The sequence below is a fragment of the Flavobacterium microcysteis genome, from assembly GCF_006385255.1.
Taxonomy (GTDB): Bacteria; Bacteroidota; Bacteroidia; order Flavobacteriales; family Flavobacteriaceae; genus Flavobacterium; species Flavobacterium microcysteis.
The window spans coordinates 931,255-944,714 of sequence record NZ_VFJE01000056.1; the positions used below are offsets into that span (position 1 = coordinate 931,255).

Annotated in this window: 12 protein-coding genes and 1 tRNA gene; 2 read left to right on the forward strand and 11 right to left on the reverse strand. The window is 36.5% G+C overall.

The annotated features are described in order from the left end of the window. Nucleotides 1-44 precede the first annotated feature (44 nt). Nucleotides 45-2,459: an alpha/beta hydrolase family protein gene (locus FJA49_RS17685; RefSeq protein WP_158629501.1), complete on the forward strand. Its 2,415-nt coding sequence runs from the start codon at nucleotides 45-47 to the stop codon at nucleotides 2,457-2,459. 19 nt (nucleotides 2,460-2,478) lie between these two features. Here the strand turns inward: FJA49_RS17685 and FJA49_RS17690 are convergent, their stop codons facing one another. From FJA49_RS17690 to FJA49_RS17710, 5 genes are all read right to left on the reverse strand, one after another. After that, complete coding sequence (locus tag FJA49_RS17690) at nucleotides 2,479-2,760, reverse strand: DUF6520 family protein (RefSeq protein ID WP_140002783.1); 282 nt, start codon at nucleotides 2,758-2,760, stop codon at nucleotides 2,479-2,481. A gap of 33 nt (nucleotides 2,761-2,793) precedes the next feature. Further along, entirely contained in the window at nucleotides 2,794-4,305 is a 1,512-nt protein-coding gene (locus FJA49_RS17695; RefSeq protein ID WP_140002787.1) for a MauE/DoxX family redox-associated membrane protein, read from the reverse strand. Between the two features lie 403 nt (nucleotides 4,306-4,708). Further along, entirely contained in the window at nucleotides 4,709-4,975 is a 267-nt protein-coding gene (locus FJA49_RS17700) for a helix-turn-helix domain-containing protein (protein ID WP_140002789.1), read from the reverse strand. Nucleotides 4,976-5,186: 211 nt separating this feature from the next. Next, on the reverse strand, nucleotides 5,187-6,422 hold the full coding sequence (locus tag FJA49_RS17705) for a site-specific integrase (protein ID WP_140002792.1): 1,236 nt from the start codon (nucleotides 6,420-6,422) through the stop codon (nucleotides 5,187-5,189). 298 nt (nucleotides 6,423-6,720) lie between these two features. After that, nucleotides 6,721-6,795: transfer RNA gene (locus tag FJA49_RS17710), tRNA-Pro, on the reverse strand. 162 nt (nucleotides 6,796-6,957) lie between these two features. Between FJA49_RS17710 and trxB the strand changes: the two genes are divergently transcribed. Further along, nucleotides 6,958-7,905 carry a thioredoxin-disulfide reductase gene (gene trxB, locus FJA49_RS17715; protein WP_140002795.1) on the forward strand — a complete coding sequence of 316 codons (948 nt, stop codon included), beginning with the start codon at nucleotides 6,958-6,960 and terminating at the stop codon, nucleotides 7,903-7,905. Between the two features lie 73 nt (nucleotides 7,906-7,978). Here the strand turns inward: trxB and FJA49_RS17720 are convergent, their stop codons facing one another. The 6 genes from FJA49_RS17720 to FJA49_RS17745 form a co-directional block, all read right to left on the reverse strand. Then, nucleotides 7,979-8,812: a GIN domain-containing protein gene (locus FJA49_RS17720; RefSeq protein ID WP_140002798.1), complete on the reverse strand. Its 834-nt coding sequence runs from the start codon at nucleotides 8,810-8,812 to the stop codon at nucleotides 7,979-7,981. A gap of 150 nt (nucleotides 8,813-8,962) precedes the next feature. After that, nucleotides 8,963-9,700: a head GIN domain-containing protein gene (locus FJA49_RS17725; RefSeq protein ID WP_140002801.1), complete on the reverse strand. Its 738-nt coding sequence runs from the start codon at nucleotides 9,698-9,700 to the stop codon at nucleotides 8,963-8,965. A gap of 2 nt (nucleotides 9,701-9,702) precedes the next feature. After that, nucleotides 9,703-11,514: a PspC domain-containing protein gene (locus tag FJA49_RS17730; RefSeq protein ID WP_140002804.1), complete on the reverse strand. Its 1,812-nt coding sequence runs from the start codon at nucleotides 11,512-11,514 to the stop codon at nucleotides 9,703-9,705. A gap of 5 nt (nucleotides 11,515-11,519) precedes the next feature. Continuing rightward, the gene (locus FJA49_RS17735) at nucleotides 11,520-11,849 is read right to left on the reverse strand and encodes a PadR family transcriptional regulator (RefSeq protein ID WP_056069700.1); all 330 of its coding nucleotides are present in this window, start codon (nucleotides 11,847-11,849) and stop codon (nucleotides 11,520-11,522) included. 42 nt (nucleotides 11,850-11,891) lie between these two features. Continuing rightward, nucleotides 11,892-12,668 (reverse strand): GIN domain-containing protein, encoded by a 777-nt coding sequence (locus FJA49_RS17740; protein WP_140002807.1) that lies wholly within the window; start codon nucleotides 12,666-12,668, stop codon nucleotides 11,892-11,894. 101 nt (nucleotides 12,669-12,769) lie between these two features. Beyond that, entirely contained in the window at nucleotides 12,770-13,312 is a 543-nt protein-coding gene (locus FJA49_RS17745) for a DUF4870 domain-containing protein (RefSeq protein ID WP_140002811.1), read from the reverse strand. Nucleotides 13,313-13,460 lie beyond the last annotated feature (148 nt).

Genomic DNA, 13,460 nt, shown 5'->3' on the forward strand with positions numbered 1-13,460 from the left:
TCCTTTTGATTGTGCTCAGCAAAGCAAATGCCCAGCAAAAACATATGCCCCTTATAACCTTAGCAGAAAAATCCCAAAACCTTGAAGCTGTCAAAATGAGCAGTAACGGTAAGTACATTACTTCCCGTTTGGTTTATGACCTGAACAGGGATACACTTTTAATATTCAAAACTTCTGCAAAGGATAAACTGTTGGGGTTCAGGACAAAAATCGGTGAGCACTATTTCATTGGAGAAAACACATTATTGCTGCCTTTGGGTAATACCGCAGAACTATGGAATTTACAGACTAACAAGCAGATCATTTTTACGGATATTGTCCAGGCAAAAGCCTTGACAGGAAGCACCCAGTTTGTAATTCATTACGGCCATCAAAATAACAGCAAGCTTATACTGTATGATCAAAATGGTATGGCAAAGCAGACCCTTGAGAATGTAAAAAACTTTTTCCTGCTTCCTGAAGCGCGGATTGCAGCGGTCAAATATGATGATAAAAAGGCAGTGTCACAGCTTTTTATTGTGAGCCCAGCAGAGATAAAAAAAGTTTACTCTTCAAGTCTTCTCATCGAGGATATCGAAATGGGACATGGAAGTTCAGAGATATTTATTTCTGAAAGGAACACAACAGATAAGTATCAGAATTTAAAATACCTTGATTTTTACAACGGGGAGCTTCATGTCCTTAAAGATATTCTTCCTGTAAATTTTAATGCAGCCTATCTAGAAAATACTAAGGATGAAAAAGGTTATTTTATTCGTCTTTGGTCTGAGGGCAAAGCTGAAGACGGTATGGTAGATATATGGTATGGAAGTGACAGGGATCTTATTCAGAAGTATTACCCCCGTGGAATTGAGTCGGCATACCTTTGGCAACCCAAAGAAGGAAAAATACAAGACTTAGGTAGACAGGATTTACAAAATATTATTAGCTTAGGAAATGGCCGGTACTTTTTAGGGATTAACCCCAGCATTCTTAATGACTACACTGTTTTTAATCCTGATATAGAAATCAATGTTTTAGATGCTGAAGCAGCAGAATGGAAAACACTGGGCAGGTTTACACCTGAAATTTATGTCTCCGATAATGGGCAGTTCCTGCTCTCGCCAAAAAACAGTCAATGGTTTCTTTATGACTTAAAAGAAAACAATACCATTCCAATTGGAGACACAAAACTTACCAAACCCTTTTTTGCTCAGAATGACAGTACAATATTTTTTGAAGGAGAAGACGGATTATGGCAGTATAACATCACGAGCAGCAAACTGAAGAAAATAATTAATGCGCCCGGATATACTGCTAAAATTATTAACGGGAATGTGAACCTGATGTCTTATTCAGGCATATCTAAAAACACGGTTTCCCTGCAATATCCGCTGCTGGTGCAATTGTCAGATCCTGACAAAATGATAACGAAATTTATGAGTTGGCACAATGGTAAAGAGACGTTGATGGTAAAACCATCAGCGAATTTATACACAGAACCGGCTTATAACAATCAAATCAAGCAGTTATGTTATATAGAGCAGAATTATAATCTGTCACCGCGGCTTACTTATATTCAAAATGGAAAAAAAGAGCAAATCCTTTTTCAAACCAACAGGCATGATAAAAAAGTTTCTGCGTTCAGGCAGGAAACCATTACCTATGCCGATGGAAAGAGCAACCCCTGTCAAGGTTTATTATTTTATCCTGCCGATTACAGCGAATCGGAAACCTACCCGATGGTCGTGCAGATTTATGAGAAGCAGGGAAAAGTAAAAAACCAATACCTTAACCTGTCCCTGCATCAGACAGAAGGATTCAATACCCGCGCTTTGCTGGAGAATGGTTATTTTGTATTTTATCCCGACATTATCTATGGGAATCAGGGCTCGGGAATTGCTGCCCTGCAGTGTGTTACCAATGCCTTAGATGCCTTAAAATTTAAAAAACAGATTGATCCCAAGAAAATCGGACTCACCGGACACTCTTTCGGCGGCTATGAATCTAATTTTATCGCCACCCAATCAGACCGGTTTGCTGCATATCTCAGCGGAACAGGCAACAGTGATATTGTCAGCAGCTACTTCAATTTTAACCTAAATTATCTAATGCCTATATTTTGGAGGTTTGAAACATATCAGTATAGGATGCATAAACCTTTTTCTGAGGATAAGCAGCTTTATTACGATAATAACCCCATTTACAATGCTGAGAAAGTAAGTGCACCGATGCTTTTATGGACAGGCATGCAAGATGAAAATATCAAGTGGGAAGAAACCCGCAGTTTCTATAATGCCTTACGCAGGAATAAAAAACCTGTAATAGCGCTCTTCTACAGAAATGAAGGACACAGCCTTCTGAATATGGATAACAATTTGGATTTAAGCATCCGGACACTTGACTGGTTTAACTATTTTTTAAAGGATGATTATAGCAGCAGCTGGATTGATCAGGAAATAAAAAAGGGAGCTGATTAGCTCCCTTAAGTAATTTAAATTAATTCGGTTTGTACAGGTTAACACCACACATGGCGTCACTTACCTTTCTCTGAAGGTTGTGGCTGACATTGTTGGCATCGGTCCAGGTACATATCGATGTACCCTGAGGATTACACTGAGTCGGTGTTGAAATACATTTGATTGTAGGTGCGGTACTATTAAAATAATACCCTGTCTCCAATACTGTATCTGCTTTTTTTGATGTATCAGTTGCAAACGCAGCACTTATACCCGCAATAACAACGACTGCAGGCAGTAAAAAACTTTTAACATTTTTCATGGTATTTAAAAATTAGATTGATTGCCTACTCTTTTAAGGTTTTTCAGCTTCCACCTTTTTGAAATGTCTTGTAACCGCCTGGCCTAAGCGGTAGCGCAGCATTTCGCGTCCGGATAAAACAAATAAATATTTATCCGTCAAAAGCATCTGGGAAAGTTTGATCTTTCCGCGGTGTTCAATAAAAAAACTTCCCAGATAACTTTGTTCTTTGGTACTGTATATATCAACTACAGAAGCATTATCCCAAATTTTATCAGATTCAAATTTTCCTTTGAGATTAGATTCTACAAACAAGATATTATTATAAACTTCCATGTTTTTGTTAACCATAAGCGGCGGGGCTACGAGTTTATGACGCCCGTCGGCTAAATACGCACTCTTCACCAGAGCTTTTGTAACCGTATCAATAGTATGGAGAGTACGGAGTAATTGGAGCTTGGAATCCATTACCAGAAACTCATTTCGGTAAAAATAGCTGTAAACCAGACCGCGTGTCTCCCTATCATACAGTAGTTTACCATCTGTGTCAAAAACACCGTCATACTGTTTTTTGAGCAATCCATAATTTATGTCCACCTTATCAGTGTCTGGACTGAAAGTCCCAAGTATATTATTTTTAGTCTTCCTGCTTTGGGCCCTGAAAGCAAACAAATCCGTTGCTGTAATTTGTAATTGTGAAAAATAATTATCCTTTCTGTTTATTTTCTCGGCCAGTGAATCGCCAATATTACCGCGGAAAATAACTGGAACACTGCCGTCATATATATAAAAGTGGGGTGCTCTTACCTGAAGCTGTGCGGAACGGAACCGCTGATTTGGAGTATCCAGTATTAATTTTAGACTTTTCTGTATTTTAAAAACCGTATCAATACTTGTTAATATTTCCGGAGCGCTATAGTTGCCAAGATAAATGATACCTTGATTATAACCCGCAAAATAGTAAGAATCAAATTTCAGGTCGTAAACCTTATCTACTTCAACTTGATGCTGTAGATATCTTCTGGTAAAATTATTCTCTTTCTTAATGATATGTTCCGAGGATAAAAAAAGAAAAATAACCAGCAGCATGGCTGCCGTTAAGCATAGCCCACATTTTAATATTATCCTTAATTTGGTAACGTTGTTGTTGTTTTCCAATAATAAAATGGTGGTTAAACTTAACACTATGAAGAAAATATTAAAAACTAAATGCGTAGTCCAACCCATTTTTTCTAAAATTCCTCCGCACGAACAGGGTATAAAATCGCTATAGTTCAGAATAAGATAGATGTACATCGTAAAAGCTATCATTAAGAAGAAAGATGAATACATTCCTAATAATCTGGTACTTTTAAAACATAATATAAAAACAATTAATAGCTCCACTGTTAATACCAAAGGCACGATAAATTGTGCGTATGCACTAAGCAATGGGGATTGGGCTAGCTGTACTCTAAAATTTTCAAAATCCAGTAATTTGCTCATTGCTGCATATACAAATAGTAAAATATAAAGCAGGCAAATTATATTGACAATCAAGTTTTTAAAAGATACCGATACTTTCATGTTTTCCCCTTTTAGCTATGACAATGTTTTTTACAATTACTTGAAGGCTAACCAATCTTATATAGCCTTGTTGGTTTATAACCGACACTGTATAAATGATTTACAAAGCGAAATTAGAGCAATAAAATAGAAGGATTGTTAACAAAAACGATCCAAAATTTGCAAAAAACGATCCATTTTGCATTGTTTGGGAGAATTACAAACAAAAGTTATGGCATAAGCAATTCTAATAGAGTAAAGTATTACTTTTAATTGCTCATCTAGTTTGCTTGCATTACCTACAGGTAGATCCTTTCAGATGTTGCAGCTACAATACACTCTCATCTGTTAGAAAAAATAACGTAGAGGAAGTTGTCTTAATAGTTATCAGTAGATAAATACTTTTAATGCTCCCTTAACATTGTTATTGCCCATCCATCAGTTTTTGAATATCTTCATAGCGATAGTACATGAGTCCACCAATTTTATTATAAGGAAGGGTGCCATTTATCCGAAGATTTTGCAAGGTACCTGCTGAAATATTAAGAAGTTTACGAACCTCATAACTTTTGAGCCAAACACGAGTTTCCTGGCCTTGTTTGCGGGGATACTGCTGGTATCTCCGAATTTCTTCTAACAGTTCTTTTTTAAATCTATCAAGATCATCTCTGGTAATAAGATCCACATTCATAATTCTCACTTTTAGATTGAACAATATCTAACTTAGATTTTGGCAGTTTTTACAACCATTTACAAAATAAACTCATGAGTGAATTGAAAGAGTAAAACTGTCCATGTTTGGCTGATTGTGGCTCTCTTTTACCAGAAAAATGTACTTGTTATCATATACACAAAAGGTGGTCGATATCGACCACCTTTTAAATTTCTATTTTTTTATTGTCTTACACCCTAGCTGACATTCGTTGTTCAAGATTTCGCATATCCTCGCTGAGTTTATGTTCAACAACCTTGGCATAAATTTGAGTAGTGCGAATACTTGTATGGCCAAGCATTTTTGAAACGCTTTCAATCGGTACTCCGTTACTAAGAGTAACGGTTGTTGCAAAGGTATGACGTGCGATATGATAGGTCAGCGTTTTTGTTATCCCGCAGAGATCCGCAATCTCTTTTAGGTATCCGTTCATTCGCTGATTTGAAATTACAGGAAAAACTGTCCCGTTATTTAATGCCCTTGGATCATCTCTATATTTCTCTATTAGATCTGTTGCCTGAGGCAATAATGGCACACGTACGCCCGTATCTGTTTTTGCCCTGCTTGTGGAAATCCAAAGTCCTCCATCTATGCCCGTGATGATTTTGTTTGGCGTGAGTTCAACGAGTTCAATATACGAAAGACCCGTATAGCAGCTGAACATGAACATGTCACGAACATGCCTAAGCCGTTCGATAGTAAATTCTTTATTTGACAATGCCATAAGCTCTTGGCTGTTTAAGGACTTTCGTTCCACTTTGTCAAAATGCTTCTTAAAACTGGAGAATGGATCTTTGGAAAGCCAATCCAACTTGACAGCCATATTTATCATTTTACGCAGCCTTTCAATATGCTTCATGATGCCGTTGTTGTTAAGTGGCTTTTGGTGGTCTTTGGGAACATAATTAAAAAGAAAGCGCTCAAAGTCCAAGATAAACTTGTAAGTAAGCTGTGAAAGCAAGACATCATTCCTATAAAGTTTCGCCATAAGAAATTTTTTTACATAGCGCTGGGTGGTATGGTAGTTCTTCATGGTTCCCGGAGCAAGCTTATGCATTTGTTGTTCATTATGATATTCCATCAGTGATATCAGGGTTGGGGCTGAGTGATCCGTACCCAATACCTTATCACGGATTGCAGGTCCATCAATCGCAGTGTCACTTAGTACCATCTGCTGATATGTATTTATAATCTTTGCCTTGAACTGGTTTAGAAACATATTTAGCTCAACAATTTCTTTACGTCCTCCCTTTGCCATGCCTTTTCTTTCATCCCATTCAGTTGCCTTAACCGAACGCTTTACTGAAATCTCAGTGCGTTTTCCATTTACCGTTACCCTGGCACAGATAGGAGCCGAACCTTGCGTCGTGGTTTTTTGTGTCTTTAGGTAAAAAAGTACCCCGAATGTAATTCCTGTTGTTTTCATATCTCAAAAATTTAATGTTTCAGATCAATTGCACATTAAATGGGTCTCAAGAAAGCTGGATTTTCTTTTGAAAACTGCATAATTCGAGAAGCATAAAATGTTAAAATTTTAGCACAACTGACTGATTTTTAAAATATTAAATTTATTTCTGGGACCTAAAGATAAAAAAAGAAAAGGGGTAGCCGAATAGGTCCCATTTTCTTTGATATAACTTGGATATTTTGGAGTTGAATAAAAAGAAAAACCCCTTAAATCATACGATTTAAGGGGTTTTGACTGCCTTTGGAAGGCTCTTTAGTCGGGGTGGCAGGATTCGAACCTGCGGCCTCCTGCTCCCAAAGCAGGCGCGATAACCGGGCTACGCTACACCCCGAAAAGGTGAGTGCAAATATAAGACTATATTTTTATTCTGCAACAGAAAAAAATGAAATAGGATAATATTATTTTTAGATAGTTAAAACTAATCCGTTTATGCATTTAATCTTTCGATAAAAATGTACTTTTGCGTTGGAAAAAAATAATTCACTATACTATTATGTCTGATACAATTGAAAAAATAAAATGTTTGATTATAGGCTCTGGGCCTGCTGGATATACTGCTGCAATTTATGCCGCCCGTGCGGATATGAAACCTGTTATGTATACCGGTATGGAACCAGGAGGACAATTAACCACCACGACAGAAGTTGATAATTTTCCAGGTTATCCGGAAGGTATTGACGGACCAACGATGATGATACAATTACAACAGCAGGCGGAACGTTTCGGAACAGAAGTTAGAATCGGGATGGCAACTGCTGTCGAATTTTCAAAAGAAAAAGGTGGCTGGCATAAAATTACGGTTGATGGAAACAAGGAAGTTCTTGCTCAAACCGTAATTATTTCTACCGGAGCTACAGCTAAATATCTTGGATTGCCAAGCGAACAAAAATTACGTGGTGGTGGAGTTTCTGCCTGTGCGGTTTGCGACGGGTTTTTCTACAGAAACCAGGATGTGGCCATTGTTGGAGCGGGAGATACTGCAGCGGAAGAAGCAACCTATCTTGCCAATATTTGCAAAAGCGTAACCATGTTGGTTAGAAAAGATGTAATGAGAGCTTCTAAAGCAATGCAACACCGTGTTGAAAATACGCCAAACCTAAAAGTACTTTTTAATACAGAAGTAGAAGAGGTAGTAGGAGATCAGGTAGTAGAAGGTCTAAGGATGATCAACAATGCAACGGGTGAGAAATCTGAAATTGCGATTACAGGATTGTTTATTGCGATAGGGCATAAGCCAAACACAGATATCTTTAAAGGACAGTTGGATATGGATGAAACCGGATATTTGATCACGCCTGGAAAAACAACCAAAACAAACCTTCCAGGAGTTTTTGCTGCGGGCGATGTTCAGGATAAGGATTACCGTCAGGCAATTACAGCTGCCGGTTCAGGCTGTATGGCTGCTTTGGATGCTGAGCGTTACTTGGCAACATTACACTAATCTAAGAAATTATACTATAAAAAAATCCCAGGCATTGCTTGGGATTTTTTGTTTATGATTGTTGTTGATTAAACTATTTGATTGGCTTTTTCATAAGCACTGCACTGTCGGTAAAATTTTTGATTTCAATTTTTTGGTCGCCATACAATTGCAATTCTGATTTACCACCAGCTTCTATTATAGCTTTTACGCTCACCTGAATGCTTCCGTTAGCATAAGCTTCGGTAGTAATTTCTGCATTTTTAGCATTTAGGTTCTTTCCCGTAAAATTAGAATTGTTGTCCAGACGTAATTTTAAATCTACAATATCACCTTCAATAACAGCTGTTGCTTTTTGGTACATATCAAATTTTAAAGATTCTGAAGAAATCAGGGCTTTCATATTGGCGTTCTTGCTCAATTCAACTGCCGCTGTTTCCGATTTTACATTCAGTTCTATTTTGGATTTGTCATTAGCAAAAATTGTAAACCAACGCGACTTGACATTTAAAAATAGTTTTGTATAGTCGAAGGTCTTGAATGTGATATTATCCAGTTCAATATCGGAAAGGGCATTGATAGTTGATTCGTTTTTTGCGGTTACCATTTTAAAATCATCCGTATACGTTACTTTGACACTTAGTTTTTTATAACTGGTTACATTTTTTGTAGTAGTCAAACGTAAAACCCCACCATTAAGGCTGGATTCGATAATTTCATGAAGGTTTTCATCAGCTTCAATTTCCAAGGCATTATTGTCTCCTTTTACAAGGAAAATTTCAATATTGTCTTCTACTTCTAGGTTTTCAAAACTTTGGATTTCTCGAGGCGCTATGGTAACGATTTTGGTGCCTTTTATTTTTTCCTTGCTTTGCGAAAAGGAAACGGCTGTTGTCAAAATGACGGCAAATAGGATAAGTCTTCTCATTATAATGTAGGGATTGTTTTCACAAATATAAATAAAGATTGCTAACGTTTTATGGGAGGATGAATTTTTAGGATTCTGACTTTTCTATCTACGGATAGCTAGACTTGGAAACAAAAAAAATCCCGATAATTTCTATCGGGATTTATAGTGTTAATATTTGCTGATGCTGCCACCAGAGTCGGCATTTTGTTTTAGGAACTTCCTAGGTGTATTGTTGTAGTTTACTTGTCCGCCACTGCTTGCTTCGGCATCCAATGTCAGAATAGGATGAGCGCTAATTGTAGCTGCACTGGAAGCATTGGCCATAACGTCATTTGCTAACAATTCATCGGCGTCAATTTCACTGGCGCTTGAAGATTCCGCTTTAAATCGTAATGCTTTACCTTTTAGATCTACGGAGCTGGCACTGTCGCTATTGCAGATAAGTTCGTCTGCTTCGATATTAATGTCAATTCCAGAGGCGCTGCTTGCTTCGACTAATAGTCTTTCAGTTATTAGTGTGCCTGTACTTGTAATTTTAGCAGCACTAGAGGCTTCAAGGCTTTCAATTACCGGCATTTTTACTCTGATCTTTCTGGCATCAATATTTCTAAAGCTATTGGCATCTGTTTCAATATGGAGTATTCCGTTTTCAACTCTTGTTGTAATATGCGAAAGTAAATTTTCGTCTGCTTCAACAACTACCTGATAGGCATCACCTTGTTCTATTTCAACTTCAAGGGCATTGCTTACGTTGATTCCTTTGAAATCGGTTACATTTCGAGTTTCTACCCTAACATTTCCACTGCCGGTTATTGTTCTTTCATTTGTGTACCGGCAAGAAGAAAAGAACAGGGCAAATAGAAGGGCTATAATTAATTTCATGAAATAAATTATAATTCGAATCATAATTAGTTGTTTTTAATGATTACTCCGTCTTTATCCATTTTTAAACCTTTTGACTTAGCGCCTTGAGGTCCTTGTGTAGCTTCTTTTTTTATTTGTACGCCTTTATCATTAATTGTTACAGTTGTTGAAGAATTTTGGCCATTCTGTATGTTTTGGCGTTGCATTTCTTGCTCTACCTCAAGTCGAGCTTCTTGTTCCGCTTCTCTGGCTATCTGTTCTTCATCAACCCAGGCTTCTCCTTCAGCAAATCCATTTTCATCAGCACAATTTAGGCATTTTACTTGAGAAGATTGCATTTGGTAGATATAAATGTCAGAATCGAACCACAAATCAAAGAAGTTGTTGTCTGTATGATCGTAGTTTTGTACGCTCATATCTGGCTTGAAATACGTTCCTTCCGGAAGGTATAAGAAGATTTCTACTTTTTGATGACGGTATTTGTTTTTGATATCAGTAAGCAGGTAATTATCAAAAATTAACTCGTTTCCTTTGAATTTATAGTTGTAATCGATTTTTTCAGCTCTTTCTCTGGCTATAGCAAACGACTTGCCTTCTGCTTTTTTCTCTATTTGGATGTAAGGTACTTTTTCATCAGTTTTTAAAATACGAAGAGTTACATTGTTGGAATAGATAACCATTGCTTTTGCAGAATCCTGTGTGAATAAGAAATCCTCTCTATCATAGATGTCTTTGGCAAAATAATCATTGTATGCAAATTTGATTTTCAACGTATCCTTCGGATTAAAGTCGATTTTCTGTTTTTGAACAACTTTGGCATCAAATGCTACTTCCGTTGCTTGCTGTAAGCCTAATGCGATTAAGGTTCCGATAGAGATAATCCAAAGTGCCAACAAGGTATATTTTGCAGGATTTCCGATGGATTTCATATTCGTGATCAATAATTTCAATCCTAATATTAAAAGGAAGAAGAAAGGAATTCCAACAGCTATCAGAATTAACATTCCTACAATCCAAAGAGGCACATCTGTAAAATTATCGATATAACTTTGCCAAGGGAAATTCACCATTGAAAAAGAACCTGCTGTAATAAATCCAATAATCAACGACCCAAGAGTTGCGGAAGCAATAACAACAAGTAGTGCTCCAATTACTTTTCCAAAGATGGAGAAGATTTTTAGTAAAACATCGCTTAATCCGCTCCCGATTCTTTCTCCTGCATTTCTGGCCTGATTACCGATTTTATCGTAATCTACATTTTTGAATTTTTCAGAAAAAGTGTCGAACTCTTCACGAACCTTTTTTTCAATATTTGAAATCGTAACAGGCTCACCGGTCATTTCCAGTTTTTCAGTTGTAGTTGTTGCAGCTGGCATTAAAATCCACAAGATTACATAGATTAAAAAGCCGGTACCAAAACCTAAAAGTAAAATTACCATGATGATACGCAACCATAAAGGATCGATTCCGAGGTAATGTCCGAATCCGGCTAATACACCACCAACCATTGAATTGTCTTTGTCTCGGTATAATTTTTTACTTCTTCTGGTTGAAGAGCTATAATTATATGTTTGCTCTGCCGCCGCTTCATCGTCAATTCGGTAGTCTTCAGGTTGTCCCATTACCGTAATAATCTCCTCTACATCTTTAAGACCTACGACTTGTTTTTCGCCACGGTTTTTTTCGGTAAGCAATTCAGCAATTCGCATTTCGATATCTTTCATTATCTCGTCTTTTCCAGTCGAATTTGATAAGGAACGCTTTACGGCTTCGAAATAGCGATTTAATTTTTGATATGCATCTTCATCAATGTGGAAGAACATACCTCCTAAGTTAATATTTACTGTTTTGTTCATGATGATTATTTTTGGCTGGTTATAATGTTTACGGCATCAGACAATTCCGTCCATGTGCCATTTAATTCTTTTAAAAATTGTTTTCCTAATTCGGTCAGACCATAATATTTTCTTGGCGGTCCCGAAGTCGATTCTTCCCAACGGTAGTTAAGAAGTCCATCATTTTTTAATCTGGTTAGTAGCGGATAAACGGTTCCTTCTACAACTAGCAATTTAGCATTTTTTAGAGTATCAAGTATTTCTGAAGTATAAGCATCCTTTTCTTTTAAGACGGATAAGATACAGAACTCTAACACTCCTTTGCGCATCTGGGCTTTAGTGTTTTCAATGTTCATATATGTGCTTTTAAAATTTTAATTAATTGTGTTTTTTGAATTTTATTCAGGGCTATTCCATGTAATAGCTGTGGATTTGCTCATATTGACGATAACAAAAGATTCGCTATCAGTTTTCAAATTTTCTGGTTTTCCAAAAAAAGTAATTGATGAAGCATCCGTGGCTTTTGCAATCTTTTCTTTTGCATTTAGCAAGGCAGATGATTTTGTACCTGCTGTTGCTACCATCTTGTCCACAAAGAAATTTTTAGCATTGCAATAAGCACCCGTGTTTGTAGTGATTGTTGCATTTTTTGCTTTTCCTGTGAGGCTTACTGTTGCTCCGCTTTTAAAATTACCTTTAAAAATGTCGGTTTCAAATTTTCCACTGAAAAGAGAACCTGAACTAACTTTTACTGTAACCTTTGAATTTGGCAGGACAGTTCCTCTGAAATAAGAGCCCGATAAAATTTCGATTTCAATATCGTCTGCGGCCACTGGTCTGTCAAAATATAATTTTGATTTTGATGAAGCTTTAAACGAATTGACATTTTTAGCGGCTACGAAAACTTTTGAAATGCCTTCACTTTGTTTTTTGTTTCTTTTTGCATGATAAATTCTTAATGTTTTTCCATCTGTTTCAGTAATGATAGACTCAAGTCCATCTTTGCTGTCTCCTTCTACTCGTATTGAATTTTCGTCACTTTCCATATACGTTAATTCAATTCCTGATTCTACTTCTATTTTTGAAAAATCATTGACTTTTCTGTTTTCTGATACTTGGGCAAAGCCTGTTAAAGCGACTAGTGCCATTGCTGTTGTGATGATGAATTTTAACATAACTGTTCGTTTTTTGATTGATGATTGATCGATGATTGATTGATGATGACGGTAGGGTGATTAGTCCTGATATTTTATAATTCTTTCATGGCTTTGGATTACTAAACTGTTTCGCTTTCTGATTGATGATTGATTGATGATTCGTTTTCTTCTGAAATTTCAGCTTTGTTTTCTTCTTTTTTCGGTGTCTTAAGAAAGTTGATGGTCAATGGATACTTATAGAGTTCTCCGTTTGCAGCTTTGATTGAAGCGTAAATTATTAAGAAGAATTCGGCAACTTTTAATGTGAAGAAAAGCACAGCTGCTGTTATCCCTATAATTACCATTCCTGTAATATGTTCAAGATGGAAATTCTCGATTATAAAATCATCGTCATGGATAATTGCATTTATAGGCATGTTTTTGAAAATAGTGACGATGAAAATCGGTATAGCAATCAGGCACAGAATTAATGAATACAAAAGAAGGCTAAGTTGAAAATTGATGGCTTGCTTTCCATGATGATCAATATATTCTGAATCTTTTTTACTCGCTCCCCAGATAATTATCGGAAAGATGTAATTCCCGAAAGGGATGAAATATTGTGTCAATGTACTTAAGTGTACAAAGGCGCTGGTCGTTTTTTGATTTGATGATGTTTCCATGATTAAAAGTGTATAATAATATCCTATGCAAATATATGGCTAAAAGACAGTATCTTGTTTTACATAGTACTGATATTTAACAAAAAATTAACAAATTAAAATTTAGTGAGATAATGTTAAATTGCTGATTATTAATGTTTAATGTGTT